Source organism: Pseudoxanthomonas indica, assembly GCF_900167565.1.
GTDB classification, from domain to species: Bacteria; Pseudomonadota; Gammaproteobacteria; order Xanthomonadales; family Xanthomonadaceae; genus Pseudoxanthomonas_A; species Pseudoxanthomonas_A indica.
In genome coordinates this window covers 196,841-209,839 of the sequence record NZ_FUZV01000001.1, presented here as the reverse complement: position 1 = coordinate 209,839, position 12,999 = coordinate 196,841, and the positions used below count along the sequence as shown (strand labels likewise).

Sequence of the window (12,999 nt, the reverse complement as noted above, 5' to 3'; positions counted from 1 at the left end):
GGGGACGCAGGCGCCGGCCTGTCGTATGGTGGATGGTCGTGATCGCTTGCGGGAAGCCAAATCCATGTTGAAAGCCACGCGCGTCGGCCAGGCCGGCGCCCTGATGTTGTCGTTCGGCCTGTGCGTGTCGTGGGCCCGGGCGCAGGAAGCCGCCGCACTGCCGGCGCAGTTGCAGGACTTCGATGCCTATGTCGAAGCCGTGCGCAAGGAATTCGACGTGCCCGGCATCGCCGTGGCCATCGTCCAGGACGGCAAGGTGGTGCTGGAGCGCGGCTACGGCGTGCGCGAACTGGGCAAGCCGGCCAAGGTGGATCAGGACACCCTGTTCGCCATCGCCTCCAATACCAAGGCCTTTACCGCCACCTCGCTGGAGATGCTGGTCGACGAGGGCAAGTTGAGCATGGATGACCGGGTCATCGATCATCTGCCCTGGTTCCGCATGTCCGACCCCTATGTCACCCGCGAGATGCGCATCCGCGATCTGCTGGCGCACCGCAGTGGCCTGGGCCTGGGCGCCGGCGATCTGCTGTATTGGCCCACCACCAGCTACAGCAACCGCGAAGTGGCCGAGCGGCTGAAGGACGTGCCGCTGACCGGTGGCTTCCGCGCCCAGTACGCCTACGACAACATCCTGTTCGGCGTGGCCCAGTTGGTCATTGAGCAGGTGAGCGGGGTGAGCTACGAGCAGTTCCTGCGCACGCGCATCCTGCAGCCGCTGGGCATGTCGAGCACGCGTTTCAACAGCGACTTCCTCAAGCCCAACGACAACGTGGCCACCGGCCATGCCAAGGCCGATTTCAAGGATCTGCAGCCGGCCCCGCGCATGACCTGGTCGAACGTGGCCGGCGCCGGTGGCATCTACTCCAGCGTGCACGACATGGGCAAGTGGATGAACGCGCAACTGGCCGGCGGCGTCTACACCGATGCGCGCGGCCAGCAGCAGAAGCTGTTCACCCCGCAGCGGCAGCGCGACATGTGGTCGATGGTGACGCCGATTCCGGTGTCCGAATCGAAGATCGAAACCCTCAAGCTCGCCCAGCCCAACTACCTCGGTTACGGCGAGGGCTGGATGCTGTCCGACTACCGTGGCAGCAAGCTGGTCTGGCACACCGGCGGCTGGCCGGGCATGGTCTCGCGGGTGACGCTGGTGCCGGAAAAGAAAGTGGGCGTGGTCGTATTGACCAGCCAGGAAGTGGGCGCGGCCTTCAATGCGGTGACCCTGCGGGCGCTGGACGCGATGCTCGGCGCGCCGCAGACCGACTGGCTGGGCGCCTACGCCGAGGCGGTGAAGAAGCAGCACGACAACGCCGACGAAAGCTGGCAAAAGCATGTGGCGGCGCGCGATGCCAGCTCCCGGCCTTCCTTGCCGCTGGACAAGTACGCCGGCACGCTTCGCGACCCCTGGTACGGTGATGTGACGATTGCGCGCGAGGGCGACAAGCTGGTGCTGCGTTTCAGCAAGACCGCCGAACTGGTGGGTGATCTGAGCCACTGGCAGCACGACACCTTCGTGGTGCGCTGGCGCGAGCGCTGGTTGAACGCCGATGCGTTCCTCAACTTCTCGCTGACGCCGGATGGCGCGATCCGCGAAGCGCGGATGGAAGCCATCTCGCCGTTGACGGATTTCAGCTTCGACTTCCAGGATCTGCGGTTGGCGCCGGTCGCGCCGGTCGCGAAACGCTGATCAGCGCTGGATTGTCCATCTGCAGGACGTCGCGCCAGTGTGCGCGACGTCCGCAGCGTCGGTGACGAAGCCAACGCTATTCAGTGCGGCTTGACGTCCAGCAACTCCACTTCGAACACCAGCGATGCATTCGGCGGAATCACCCCACCACCCGCGCCGTCGCTGCCGTAGCCCAGGTTCGCCGGTATCAGCAGCGTGCGCTTGCCGCCCACCTTCATTCCGGCCACGCCTTCATCCCAACCGCGAATCACCTGGCCCGCACCCAGCAGGAAGGTGAAGGGTTCGCCGCGATCCACCGAACTGTCGAACTTCTCGCCACGCTGATCCGGCTTGCGCGCGTCATACAGCCAGCCGGTGTAGTGCACGGTCACATCCATGCCCGACGTGGCCACGGCACCGGTGCCAGCCTGCTGTTCGACGCGCTGCAGTTCCGCCACGCTGCCGCCCGGCGGCGGTCCGGGATCGGCGCAGGCGGTCAATCCGGCAATCAGGCAGGCAAGCAGTAGTCGGCGCATGGTGGATCCACGAAATTGGTGAGCCATCAGCTTAGCCGAAGCCTGCCATTGCCCGGCGCCGCGGCCCTCGCGTTGCCGCTGCACGTTCGACCCGGTGCGTCCGGCAGGCTAGGATCACGGCATGTCCAAACGTCTGTTCAATCTGCGCAACGTGCCCGCCGACGAGGCCGACGACGTCCGCGCCCTGCTCGATGAGGCGCATCTGGCCTGGTACGAGACCCCGCCCAGCCCCTGGGGCATCTCGCATGGCGCGGTGTGGCTCAAGCATTCCGAGGACTGGAGCAAGGCCAAGCAGTTGCTGGACGACTACCAGCGCCAGCGCGGCGAGGCCGCGCGACTGGCGCATGCGCAGGCCGTGAGCGAGGGCCGCGAGCCCACGTTTGCGCAGCTGCTCCGGCAACGGCCGGTGTTCGTGCTGGCCACGCTGGCGGCGATGGTGCTGATCGTGGTGCTGACCCTGGCCTTGCCCTGGTTCCTGCTGCGCTGAGCCAAGCCTGATCCGCGCGGCCGCGTCTCAGCGGGACGTGGGCGCGGACCGGCTAAAATCAGCGCCATGATCGTCAATATCGCCGCCTACCATTTCGTCACCATTGCCGAGCCCGCGCCGCTGGCCGAGCGGATCCTGGCGCGCTGCCAGGCGCTGGAACTGCGCGGCACCGTGCTGGTGGCGGGCGAGGGCGTCAATCTGTTCCTGGCCGGTGGCGACGCCGCCATTGCCGATTTCCTGGCCTGGCGGCGCGAAGACCCGCGCTTTGCCAATCTGGTGGTGAAGTTCAGCCGCAGTCGCGCGATGCCGTTCGCTCGGCTCAAGGTCAAGCACAAGCCGGAAATCATCAGCTTCCGTCGCGACGACGCTTCGCCGCTGCAAGGCCGCGCGCCCACGGTGGAGCCGGCCACGCTGGCGCGCTGGTTGCAGCAGGGCACCGATGACCAGGGCAAGCGGGTGGTGATGCTGGACACGCGCAATCACCAGGAAGTCAGCCACGGCACCTTCACCGATGCGCTGACCCTGCCGATCACCACCTTCACCGAGCTGCCGGCTGCGCTGGAAGCGCATCGCGAGTCGCTCAAGGACGCCACCGTGGTGAGCTTCTGCACCGGCGGCATCCGTTGCGAAAAGGCCGCGGTGTGGATGCGCGCCGACGGCATGGACAACGTGCTGCAACTGGAAGGCGGCATCCTCAACTACTTCGAGCAGGTCGGCGGCCTGGGCTACGACGGCCGCTGCTTCGTCTTTGATCAGCGCGTGGCGCTGGACCCGCAGCTGCAGCCGCTGGTCGATCCCGCTTGAGGCGCGCGTGCTGACGTTGCGCTACGACAACGCCTTCGTGCGCGAACTGCCCGGTGATGCCGAGCAGGGCGGGCGTCGGCGGGAAGTGCTGGGTGCGGCGTGGTCGGCGGTGGCACCGACGCCGGTCAGCGCGCCGCGCCTGCTGGCCTGGTCGCGCGAGATGGCACAGACCCTGGGCCTGAGCGAAGCCGACCTGCAGGATCCCGCGTTTGCACAGGTGTTTGCCGGCAACGCCCTGTGGCCAGGCATGCAGCCATTTGCGAGCAACTATGGCGGCCACCAGTTCGGCGCTTGGGCCGGACAATTGGGCGATGGCCGCGCGATCAGCCTGGGCGAGGTCATCGACGCACACGATCAGCGCTGGGAACTGCAGCTCAAGGGCGCCGGCCCCACGCCGTATTCGCGCACCGCCGATGGTCGCGCGGTATTGCGATCCTCGATTCGCGAATTCCTCTGCAGCGAAGCCATGCATCACCTCGGTGTGCCGACCACGCGCGCCCTGTGCCTGCTGGCAACCGGCGATGCGGTGGTGCGCGACATGTTCTACGACGGCCACCCCAAGGCCGAACCCGGCGCGATTGTCTGCCGCGTCGCACCTTCGTTCCTGCGCTTTGGTCACTTCGAATTGCCGGCCTCGCGTGGTGATACCGACCTGCTGCGGCAACTGGCCGACTTCTGCCTGCGCCGCGACTATCCGCAGCTGCTGGCGCTGCCGGAAGGCGAAGCCCGCTACGCGGCGTGGTTTGCCGAAGTCGCCCGCCGCACCGCCGTGCTGATGGCCGAGTGGATGCGCGTGGGTTTCGTGCATGGGGTGATGAACACCGACAACCTGTCCATCCTCGGCCTGACGATCGACTACGGCCCGTATGGCTGGGTAGATGACTACAACCCCGACTGGACGCCCAACACCACCGATGCCGGTGGCGGCCGCTATCGCTTCGGCTGGCAGCCCAAGATCGGCTACTGGAACCTGACCCGGCTGGCGCACGCCCTGTCGCCGCTGTTTGCCGAGGTGGAGCCGTTGCAGCAGGGCCTGCAGGTCTATGTCGACACCTATTACGCCGCCGAGCGGGACACCACTGCGCGCAAGCTCGGCCTGGGCGAAGCCGGCGAAGACGACATGGCGCTTGTGCGACGCCTGCACGAACTGCTGCAGGCCGGCGAAGTGGACATGACCCTGTTCTATCGCGCGTTGATGGACATCGACCACGCTGCGCCGAGCCTGGCGCCGTTCGAAGCCGCCTTCTACGACGCCGCCAAGCGCGACGCCATCGGCAACGACCTGCTCGACTGGCTGCGCGCCTACGCGGCGCGCATCGGCACGGATCCGCTGTCGCAGGAGGCGCGGCGCGAACGCATGCGCCTGGCCAACCCGCGCTACGTCCTGCGCAACTACCTGGCGCAGCAGGTGATCGACCGCGCCGAAGCGGGCGATGCCAGCGGCATCGCGGAACTGCTGGACGTGATGCGCCGGCCCTACGACGATCAACCCGGCAACGAACGCTTCGCCGAACGCCGGCCTGACTGGGCGCGCGATCGCGCCGGCTGCTCGATGCTCTCCTGCAGCTCCTGAGCCGCCCCGGCTAAGATGCAGCCTTCCCCCGGAGGCGCGCCGATGATCACCGTCCATCACCTCAACAACTCCCGCTCCCAACGCGTGCTGTGGCTGCTGGAAGAACTGGGACTGGACTACACGGTGGTGCGCTACCAGCGCGACCCGGCCACCATGCTCGCCCCGCCGTCGCTGCGCGCCGTGCATCCGCTCGGCAAATCACCGGTACTGGTGGACGCCGACAACATCCTGGCCGAATCCGGCGCGGTGCTGGAATACCTGGTCGAACGCTACGACGCCGCCCGCACCTTCGCGCCATCCCCCGGCACCGCCGAACACCTGCGCTACCGCTACTGGCTGCACTACGCCGAAGGCTCGGCGATGCCACCCATGCTGCTGAGCCTGGTGTTTGCCCGCATCAAGAAAGCGCCGATGCCCTTCTTCGCCCGACCCATTGCACGCTCCATTGCAGACAAGGCCCTGCGCGGCTTCGTCGGCCCGCAGCTCAAACTCCACCTCGACTACATGGAAGGCGAACTCGGCAAGAACCGCTGGTTTGCCGGCGAAAACTTCAGCGCCGCCGACATCCAGATGAGCTTTCCCATCGAAGCCGCCGCCGCCCGCGCAGGACTGCAGAACCACCCCCGCCTGGCCGACTTCCTGACCCGCATCCACGCCAGACCCGCCTACCAGCGCGCCCTGGAGCAGGGCGGCCCCTTCGATCTGTTGAGCTAGGCCGCAGAGAAACACCAGCGGCGACAACACCGCTTCAAAAAAGGCAGCGGCAATGCCCGGAGAGCGGGGACAGGCCCCTGGCGACAGGGACTGGAGCCCTTGCCGAGAGAGTTTCCGGTCGCACGAATGTGGATTCCAGGGCCTGTCGCCAGGGGCCTGTCCGCGCTCACACGCACACACACACAACGCCCAAATCTTTTCGGAATGGTGAATCCCGCAAATTCCCCTTCCATCACCCACCCACAGCCCCCAAGACGATCCCATCGTCTTGTCCGGACCCCCGAATGACTCCGTACTCCCTGCTGGACCTCGCCCCCGTCTGCGAAGGCAGCGACACCACCCACGCCTTCGCCAACATGCGCGACCTCGCCCAACACGCCGAACGCTGGGGCTACCACCGCTACTGGCTGGCCGAACACCACAACATGCCCGGCATCGCCAGCGCCGCCACCGCCGTGCTGATTGGCCATGTCGCCGGTGCCACCTCGCGCATCCGCGTCGGTGCCGGCGGCGTGATGCTGCCCAACCACGCACCGCTGCAGGTGGCCGAACAATTCGGCACCCTGGCCTCGCTGTATCCCGGCCGCATCGACCTGGGCCTGGGCCGCGCCCCCGGCACCGACCAACCCACCGCACGCGCCCTGCGCCGCTACTTCGACAGCGCCGAACAATTCCCCCAGGACGTGCAGGAACTGCTGCGCTACTTCGAACCCGCGCAACCGGATCAAGCCGTGCGCGCCGTACCCGGCGCCGGCATCGACGTGCCGGTGTGGCTGCTGGGCTCCAGCTTGTTCAGCGCGCAGCTGTCGGCGGCGCTGGGCCTGCCGTTCGCGTTCGCCTCGCACTTCGCCCCCGATGCCATGGACCAGGCGCTGATGGTCTATCACCGCGATTTCCGGCCTTCGGCGCGACTGGCGCAGCCGTACGCCATCCTGGCCTTGAACGTGGTCGGCGCGGAAACCAACGAAGAAGCGCGTCGACTGTTCACCACCCAGCAGCAAGCCTTCGTCAACCTGCGCCGTGGCAAGCCCGGACTGGTGCCGCCGCCGATCGACGACATCGAAAGCTTCTGGCTGCCGCACGAAAAAGCCGGCGTGGCGCAGGCGCTGGCGTGCTCGGTCATCGGCGATGTCGACACAGTGCGCAGCGGCGTGCGGGCGTTCGTGGATCGTCACCGTCCCGACGAGATCCTGCTGACCGCCAACATCTTCGATCACGACAAACGCCTGCGTTCCTTCGAACTGGCCGCGCAGGCCTTGTCCGCCAGCTGATCGATCGAGCGCAGGCTCAGACCGCCATGCCGGCGGCGTGGCCCGAGGCCCAGGCCCACTGGAAGTTGTAACCGCCCAGCCAGCCGGTGACATCGACCACTTCGCCGATGAAGAACAGGCCCGGCACGATGCGCGACATCATCGTGCTGGACGACAGGCCGTCGGTATCGACACCGCCCAGGGTGACCTCGGCGGTGCGATAGCCCTCGGTGCCGCTGGCGGTCAATGGCCAGGCCTGCAGCAGGGCCGACACTTCGCGTAGCTGCGGCTCGTTGTACTGGCGCAGCGGGCGGTTGGGCAGCCACACCTCGCACAGGCGCTGGGCAAAACGGCGTGGCAGCGCGTCGCCCAGCACCGTCTTGAGTTCGGCGGCGGGGCGCTGCGCTTGTTGTTCGAGCAGCCACGCATGCGCATCCTGGCCGGGCAGCAGATCCAGTTTGAGTTCTTCGCCCGGTTGCCAGTACGAGGAGATCTGCAGGATCGCCGGCCCGCTCACGCCGCGGTGGGTAATCAACATGAAATTGCGGAACGCCTGTTTGCCGTGGCGCGCTTCCACCGGTAACGCCACGCCACTCAAATCCTGCAGCCGCTCCTGATGCTTGCCACTCAGCGTCAACGGCACCAGCCCGGCGCGCAACGGCAGTACCGTGTGACCGAACTGTTTGGCCAACTCGTAACCGAAGCCCGTGGCGCCCATGCTGGGGATGGACAATCCACCGGTGGCCACCACCAGCGATGGCGCGGCAAAGTGCCCCTGCGAGGTATCCACGCGGAAACCCCCTTCGACCTGCTGCACCGCGTGCACCTGGCATTGGGTGTCGATGCGCACCTGCGCGGCGCTGCACTCGTCCACCAGCATCTTGACGATCAGCTTGGACGAGACGTCGCAGAACAGCTGGCCGAGTTCCTTCTCGTGGTAGGCGATGCCATGGCGCTCGACCAGCTCGATGAAGTCGGCCGGGGTATAGCGGGCCAGCGCCGATTTGCAGAAGTGCGGATTGGCGGAAAGATAGTTGGCCGGGGTGGCGCCGGTGTTGGTGAAGTTGCAGCGGCCACCGCCGGACATCAGGATTTTCTTGCCGACTTTGTTGGCGTGCTCGACCAGCAATACCCGCAGGCCGCGCTGGCCGGCGGTCAGCGCGCACATCAGGCCCGCGGCGCCGCCGCCGAGGACGATGACGTCGTGGCTGGGCAGCATCAGGCCACCAGGCTGGCCGACTGCTGGCGCGCGCGCGGATGCAGCGCCAGGGTGTTGCCGGACTCATCGATGATCTGCACTTCGCCGTCCTGGATCAGCACGTTCCAGCGGAAACCCCGCGCATGCCAGGCCGCCAGGGCGTCGGCCTGTTCGGCCGGCAGATCCAGCACGGTGAGATTGCGCAGGCGCGACAGCCCCGCGCCCAGCTTGTCCCACCACAGATCGGCGGCGCGGCCCCCGTAATTGAGCACCACCACCTCGCGAGCGCGCCCGGCGGCCTTGCGCAGGCGGCTTTCCTCGGGCTGGCCCAGTTCAACCCACAGGGCGATCTCGCCGTCGTATTCGCGGCGCCAGAGATCCGGGTCTTCATCGGTACTCAGACCGCGGCCGAATTCCAGGCGTTCATGGGCGAACAGGGCAAAGGCCAATACCCGCACCATCAGCCGGGTTTCGGTTTCGGAGGGGTGCTGGGCCAGGGTCAGCCCATGGCTGGCGTAATAACCCCGATCCAGGTCGCTGATCTGCAGTTCGGCCTTGACGATGGTGGCCTTGAGCGCCATGGGGGGAGTCCGGGAAAAAGGGGGGCGGTATCATAGACCGGCCGCGCCAGAAACCGTGCTGGAAACGGTTGCAGGGGCTTTGACCCCCTGAATCGGCGATTGACGGCGGAAAATTGTCGCTTTTGTGCGGCAAGCCTTGTACAGTGCCCGGACTGTGATTGCCAGGGTCACGGTGGATCGTGAGCCTGATGCGGTAGTTCCACTGCTACATCTTCCGCTTTACCAACGCCTGCAAACTCAGTCTCGGGCCGGAAATGTTTCCGGTATCCGCGATGTATCCCACCCAAAAAAATCTGTTTCAGGAGTTAGTAAAGATGTCTGAGCGTCAGACCGGAACCGTCAAGTGGTTCAACGATGCCAAGGGCTTCGGCTTCATCACCCCGCAGAGCGGCCCGGACCTGTTCGTGCATTTCCGCGCGATCCAGGGCACCGGCTTCAAGTCGCTGAAGGAAGGCCAGGCCGTCACGTTCGTGGCAGTGCAGGGTCAGAAGGGCATGCAGGCCGACCAGGTGCAGCCGCTGTAATCCAGCGCTGAACCCAAGGTTCGCATAAGACGCCGGAGCGAAAGCTCCGGCGTTTTTGTTTGCGCGGATGAAGCGCGCTTCTGCGCGCTCGCAATCAAATCCGCCGCACGCGGAAGTTGCGGCCCTTGATGCGTCCCTTGCCCAGCCGCTCGAGCGCCTGCGCCGCCTTGTTGCGATCCACCGAGACGTACGAGCGGGTGGGATAGATCGCGATCTTGCCCACGCTGGCGCCGGCCAGGCCGGCGTCGCCGGTCAATGCGCCCAGGATGTCGCCGGGGCGCAGCTTGTCGGTCTTGCCGGCATCGATACGCAGGGTGACCATCGGCGCCGGCGGCGCGGTCTTGCCGCGCGGTGCGGCAGGAATCTGCTTCTGCCAGCGCAGCGGCTGACCAATTCGCTCCTCGATGGCGGCGGTGCGCGGCACTTCGCGCGGCGTCACCAGGCTGATCGCCGCGCCGGTTCGTCCGGCGCGCCCGGTGCGGCCAATCCGGTGCACGTAGGTATCCACGTCGCTGGGCAGGTCGTAGTTGACCACCAGCGCCAGGTCTTCGATATCCAGGCCACGGGCGGCCACGTCGCTGGCGACCAGCACGTTGCAGCTGCGGTTGCTGAAGCGCACCAGCACTTCCTCGCGGTCGCGCTGTTCCATGTCGCCATGCAGGGCCAGCGCGGAAAAGCCGTAGTGCTGCAGCGAGACCGCCACTTCGTCCACGTCCTTGCGCATGTTGCAGAACACCACCGCGTTGTCGCTGCGTTCTTCCGCCAGCAAACCGGCGAGGGTGGGTTGCTTGCGCGCCGGATCGACTTCAAGGAAGCGCTGTTCGATCACCGGCGCCTGCGCGTGGCCTTCCACGGTCACTTCCACCGGCTCGCGCATCACGCTGCCGGCGATGGCACGGATGCCATCGGGGAAGGTCGCCGAGAACAGCAGGGTCATGCGCTTGGGCGGGGTCTTGCCGATGATTTCGCGGATGGGTTCTTCAAAGCCCATGTCGAGCATGCGATCGGCTTCGTCCAATACCAGCGTCTTGACGCCGCCCAGGTGCAGGATTTTCTTGCGCATCAGTTCCTGCACGCGGCCCGGCGTGCCGACCACCACGTGCGGGTCGTGCGCTTCCAGCGAGGCGATCTGCGGCGCGAGCGGCAGGCCGCCCACGAGCTGCAGGACTTTCAGGTTGGGCATGCCCAGCGCCAGCTTGCGGATCTGCTGGGCCACCTGTTCCACCAGTTCGCGGGTGGGGCACAGCACCAGCGCCTGTGCGCGCTGTTCGCCCAGCTCCAGTCGCTGCAGCAGGCCCAGGGCGAAGGCGGCGGTCTTGCCGCTGCCGGTAGGCGCCTGCGCGATGACATCGCGACCGTCCAGGATGGGCGGCAGGCTCTGGGCCTGGATCGGCGTCAGTGTGGTGTAGCCGAGGGCGTCGATGCCGGGGCGCAGGCCATCCGCCAGCGGCAGGGTCGAGAAGTCAGTCATGCGGGATCAGGTCGCGAAGCGGAACGGCGGAAGGGAACGTACGGGTGAACGCGCGCGGATTCGGCGCGGGTTCGGGCGCGGGTCACAGCGCGGCGGTCGCCATTGTCGCCGCAAACGGCTGCTCAGTCTTCCTCATCCAGGGCCACGAAGGCCCAGAAGGGTACGTTCTGGGCGATCCAGAACTGGCTGGCGTCCTCCAGCACCTCCAACAAGGTGTTGATGCTGGCCCCGTCGCGCCGGCGCAGGGCACGGGCGTCGTCGAGCAGCAGCACGTAGCCTTCGCCGCCCAGCCATTGCAGGTCGCGCAGGCGATCGGTCAGTGCATCCCAGTTGCGGCCGGTGCTGTCGGGAAAATCCAACTGGGTGGAGAAGCGCAGCAGCAGCGCATGCTTGCCTTCGCAGCCGGACAGGTCGACCCGGCGCACGATCAGGCCGGCATCGCGGCCGGCCGCGCCGAGCGAGTCCAGATCGCTGGGCGCGACGAAGTACACGCCGCCCTGGGCCGCATCGCCCAGGCCCAGATCAAAGCCACTGCCGGTCATCGTGCCTCCGGCAGGTCGTACTCGAAGCGGCGGAAGCTGTCGTAGTGATCGTCACTGTAATAGAACTCGGCGGGCGGATTGCCGCCGGTGACGATGCGGCGCGCACCGCGGTGACCCAGGTTCGGCGTATCCACCGTGTACTCGTGGTAGTAGCCCTTGGGCTGGCGGGGCAGGCGACCTTCGCGATTGCCGAACACGCTGCCGTCCTGGCGGTGCGGGTAAGGACCACCGCGCGCAATCAGTTCCAGCGTCTGGCGTGCTTCCGGCGGCAGGTAGGTGGGCAATGCGTCGGCGGCCGGAGCGCCGGCGGCCGAACGGTTGCCGGCGCTCGGGTTGGCTGCGGCTGGCGGCGGCAAGGTCGCTGGCGCCGTCACATCACCCGGCGCCGTGCTTTCCACCGGCGGCAGCGGCAGGCTGGCTTCGCTGCGGCCGTCACTGCTGATCGTCGCCGGCGCCTGCGCCTCCGGCGGGGCATCGCCGCGTCCGAACCACCAGTAGCCGCCGCCCACCAGCAAGGCCAGCACGACCAGTATCAGCAGCGGCTTGCCCCAGGCAGTGCCGCCACCACGGCGACGCGAACGACGCGGCATCAGGTTTACTCCGTCAGATAGCGACCACAGCCGCTGTAGGTTTTTTCATCCACCACCAGGCTGGCGGTGGCCGGAAAGTCTTCGCCACTCATCGCGTCCTGGCAGGTCTTGCGCTGCACGCTCAGGACGACATTGGCGCCTTCACTGCTGCGACCGGTCCATTGGCCGTCGCCGGCATCGGCCTGGGCGATATCCAGCACGCGGTCACCATAGTCCAGTTCCGCATGCACGCTGGGCGTGGCGCCCGCGCCCACTTCCACCAGCCAACCCGGTTCATTGCCGATGGCGCGGAAGGCCAGTCCGCGCGAACGCGCGGAATCCCACGGCGTGGCGGTGTCGATCTGCCGGCAATCCACGGCGGTCTTGCCGGCCAGGGTCAGGCGCGCTTCGCGGCCCTTGTTCCAGAATTCGTTGTTGAACTTGTCGCTGTAGCGCGCACCTGATGCCGAGGTGGTCTGGGTGAGCACCAGCGGTTGTTCGCCGAAGCTCAACGTGACCGTGTTGGCCGGTTCCGGATCAAAGCGCGCGGCCAGACGCTGCTCGCCGCACAGCCAACGCGTATCGGTCATGTGCGCGCGTGCATCGGCGGGCACCCGCACCAGCGTGACCTGCACCGGCGCGCTGCTGCCCGGGGTGGCGGGGGTATGCGTATCGGTGACGAACCACAGTCGGCCGTCGCCGTCGCGCAGGCTGGCATGCAGGCCGTATTCGCCATTGGCGCGCAGCTTGCCCGGCTCGAACGGCAGCTGGAAGGCAAAGGGCGGACCCTGCGTCGCCGGAATGTCGATGCTGGCCACCACGGCGGCAGGCGAGTCGGCCAGTTGCCGATCCACCAGTTGCACCTGCAGCTGGGATCCGGATGGCAGATTGATGCGCTCGCGATAGCTGGCGGTGCCCTCGATGAAGTTCTGCTGGCGGACCTGGCCGGCGCTGGCCGCTTCGGGAACCGGAGCAGGCGGCGTGGGTGGCGCAGGCTGACAGGCCGCCAGGGCGAGCGAGAAACAGGCAACGACAGTGGCTCGACGCATTGAGTGGTTTCCTCGCAAGGCGCGGCCAGAGTAGCCGC

At 67.0% G+C, this 12,999-nt stretch carries 14 protein-coding genes; 7 read left to right on the top strand and 7 right to left on the bottom strand.

The features are described from left to right. The first annotated feature begins 103 nt into the window (after positions 1-103). Positions 104-1,684 carry a serine hydrolase gene (locus tag B5X78_RS00925; protein ID WP_176140827.1) on the top strand — a complete coding sequence of 527 codons (1,581 nt, stop codon included), beginning with the start codon at positions 104-106 and terminating at the stop codon, positions 1,682-1,684. An 80-nt stretch (positions 1,685-1,764) separates the two neighbouring features. On the opposite strand, the gene B5X78_RS00920 is transcribed toward B5X78_RS00925, so the two are convergent. Then, positions 1,765-2,199 carry an FKBP-type peptidyl-prolyl cis-trans isomerase gene (locus B5X78_RS00920; protein WP_079722621.1) on the bottom strand — a complete coding sequence of 145 codons (435 nt, stop codon included), beginning with the start codon at positions 2,197-2,199 and terminating at the stop codon, positions 1,765-1,767. A 121-nt stretch (positions 2,200-2,320) separates the two neighbouring features. Here B5X78_RS00920 and B5X78_RS00915 point away from each other — a divergent pair, with 121 nt between their 5' ends. From B5X78_RS00915 to B5X78_RS00895, 5 genes are all read left to right on the top strand, one after another. Beyond that, the gene (locus B5X78_RS00915) at positions 2,321-2,686 is read left to right on the top strand and encodes a DUF6164 family protein (protein ID WP_079722620.1); all 366 of its coding nucleotides are present in this window, start codon (positions 2,321-2,323) and stop codon (positions 2,684-2,686) included. A gap of 66 nt (positions 2,687-2,752) precedes the next feature. Further along, positions 2,753-3,490 carry a sulfurtransferase gene (locus B5X78_RS00910; protein ID WP_079722619.1) on the top strand — a complete coding sequence of 246 codons (738 nt, stop codon included), beginning with the start codon at positions 2,753-2,755 and terminating at the stop codon, positions 3,488-3,490. 7 nt (positions 3,491-3,497) lie between these two features. Beyond that, on the top strand, positions 3,498-5,063 hold the full coding sequence (locus B5X78_RS00905; RefSeq protein WP_079724362.1) for a protein adenylyltransferase SelO: 1,566 nt from the start codon (positions 3,498-3,500) through the stop codon (positions 5,061-5,063). Positions 5,064-5,105: 42 nt separating this feature from the next. After that, positions 5,106-5,777 (top strand): glutathione S-transferase, encoded by a 672-nt coding sequence (locus B5X78_RS00900; protein WP_079722618.1) that lies wholly within the window; start codon positions 5,106-5,108, stop codon positions 5,775-5,777. A gap of 284 nt (positions 5,778-6,061) precedes the next feature. Beyond that, complete coding sequence (locus B5X78_RS00895) at positions 6,062-7,048, top strand: LLM class flavin-dependent oxidoreductase (RefSeq protein ID WP_079722617.1); 987 nt, start codon at positions 6,062-6,064, stop codon at positions 7,046-7,048. A gap of 16 nt (positions 7,049-7,064) precedes the next feature. Here B5X78_RS00895 and B5X78_RS00890 read toward each other — a convergent pair whose 3' ends face one another. Both B5X78_RS00890 and B5X78_RS00885 read right to left on the bottom strand, forming a co-directional pair. Beyond that, positions 7,065-8,246, bottom strand: a complete 1,182-nt coding sequence (locus tag B5X78_RS00890) for a BaiN/RdsA family NAD(P)/FAD-dependent oxidoreductase (RefSeq protein WP_079722616.1) — start codon at positions 8,244-8,246, stop codon at positions 7,065-7,067. After that, positions 8,246-8,806, bottom strand: a complete 561-nt coding sequence (locus B5X78_RS00885) for a YaeQ family protein (protein ID WP_079722615.1) — start codon at positions 8,804-8,806, stop codon at positions 8,246-8,248. Before B5X78_RS00885 ends, B5X78_RS00890 begins: the two co-directional genes overlap by 1 nt. 314 nt (positions 8,807-9,120) lie before the next feature. Between B5X78_RS00885 and B5X78_RS00880 the strand changes: the two genes are divergently transcribed. Further along, on the top strand, positions 9,121-9,330 hold the full coding sequence (locus B5X78_RS00880; RefSeq protein ID WP_079722614.1) for a cold-shock protein: 210 nt from the start codon (positions 9,121-9,123) through the stop codon (positions 9,328-9,330). 94 nt (positions 9,331-9,424) lie between these two features. Here B5X78_RS00880 and dbpA read toward each other — a convergent pair whose 3' ends face one another. The 4 genes from dbpA to B5X78_RS00860 all read right to left on the bottom strand — a co-directional run bounded on the left by dbpA (position 9,425) and on the right by B5X78_RS00860 (position 12,961). After that, complete coding sequence (gene dbpA / locus B5X78_RS00875; protein WP_079722613.1) at positions 9,425-10,801, bottom strand: ATP-dependent RNA helicase DbpA; 1,377 nt, start codon at positions 10,799-10,801, stop codon at positions 9,425-9,427. 122 nt (positions 10,802-10,923) lie between these two features. After that, complete coding sequence (locus tag B5X78_RS00870) at positions 10,924-11,343, bottom strand: barstar family protein (protein ID WP_079722612.1); 420 nt, start codon at positions 11,341-11,343, stop codon at positions 10,924-10,926. Beyond that, positions 11,340-11,933 (bottom strand): guanyl-specific ribonuclease, encoded by a 594-nt coding sequence (locus tag B5X78_RS00865; protein WP_079722611.1) that lies wholly within the window; start codon positions 11,931-11,933, stop codon positions 11,340-11,342. Before B5X78_RS00865 ends, B5X78_RS00870 begins: the two co-directional genes overlap by 4 nt. A gap of 5 nt (positions 11,934-11,938) precedes the next feature. Further along, positions 11,939-12,961, bottom strand: coding sequence for an MliC family protein (locus B5X78_RS00860; RefSeq protein WP_079722610.1), 1,023 nt, complete (start codon positions 12,959-12,961; stop codon positions 11,939-11,941). Between the last annotated feature and the right edge of the window lie 38 nt (positions 12,962-12,999).

Coding starts and splice junctions, on each gene's coding strand:
- B5X78_RS00860 (WP_079722610.1), bottom strand. CDS start 12,961: ATGCGTCGAGCCACTGTCGTTGCCTGTTTCTCGCTCGCCCTGGCGGCC.
- B5X78_RS00910 (WP_079722619.1), top strand. CDS start 2,753: ATGATCGTCAATATCGCCGCCTACCATTTCGTCACCATTGCCGAGCCC.
- dbpA (WP_079722613.1), bottom strand. CDS start 10,801: ATGACTGACTTCTCGACCCTGCCGCTGGCGGATGGCCTGCGCCCCGGC.
- B5X78_RS00920 (WP_079722621.1), bottom strand. CDS start 2,199: ATGCGCCGACTACTGCTTGCCTGCCTGATTGCCGGATTGACCGCCTGC.
- B5X78_RS00890 (WP_079722616.1), bottom strand. CDS start 8,246: ATGCTGCCCAGCCACGACGTCATCGTCCTCGGCGGCGGCGCCGCGGGC.
- B5X78_RS00895 (WP_079722617.1), top strand. CDS start 6,062: ATGACTCCGTACTCCCTGCTGGACCTCGCCCCCGTCTGCGAAGGCAGC.
- B5X78_RS00925 (WP_176140827.1), top strand. CDS start 104: ATGTTGTCGTTCGGCCTGTGCGTGTCGTGGGCCCGGGCGCAGGAAGCC.
- B5X78_RS00865 (WP_079722611.1), bottom strand. CDS start 11,933: ATGCCGCGTCGTTCGCGTCGCCGTGGTGGCGGCACTGCCTGGGGCAAG.
- B5X78_RS00870 (WP_079722612.1), bottom strand. CDS start 11,343: ATGACCGGCAGTGGCTTTGATCTGGGCCTGGGCGATGCGGCCCAGGGC.
- B5X78_RS00900 (WP_079722618.1), top strand. CDS start 5,106: ATGATCACCGTCCATCACCTCAACAACTCCCGCTCCCAACGCGTGCTG.
- B5X78_RS00880 (WP_079722614.1), top strand. CDS start 9,121: ATGTCTGAGCGTCAGACCGGAACCGTCAAGTGGTTCAACGATGCCAAG.
- B5X78_RS00885 (WP_079722615.1), bottom strand. CDS start 8,806: ATGGCGCTCAAGGCCACCATCGTCAAGGCCGAACTGCAGATCAGCGAC.
- B5X78_RS00915 (WP_079722620.1), top strand. CDS start 2,321: ATGTCCAAACGTCTGTTCAATCTGCGCAACGTGCCCGCCGACGAGGCC.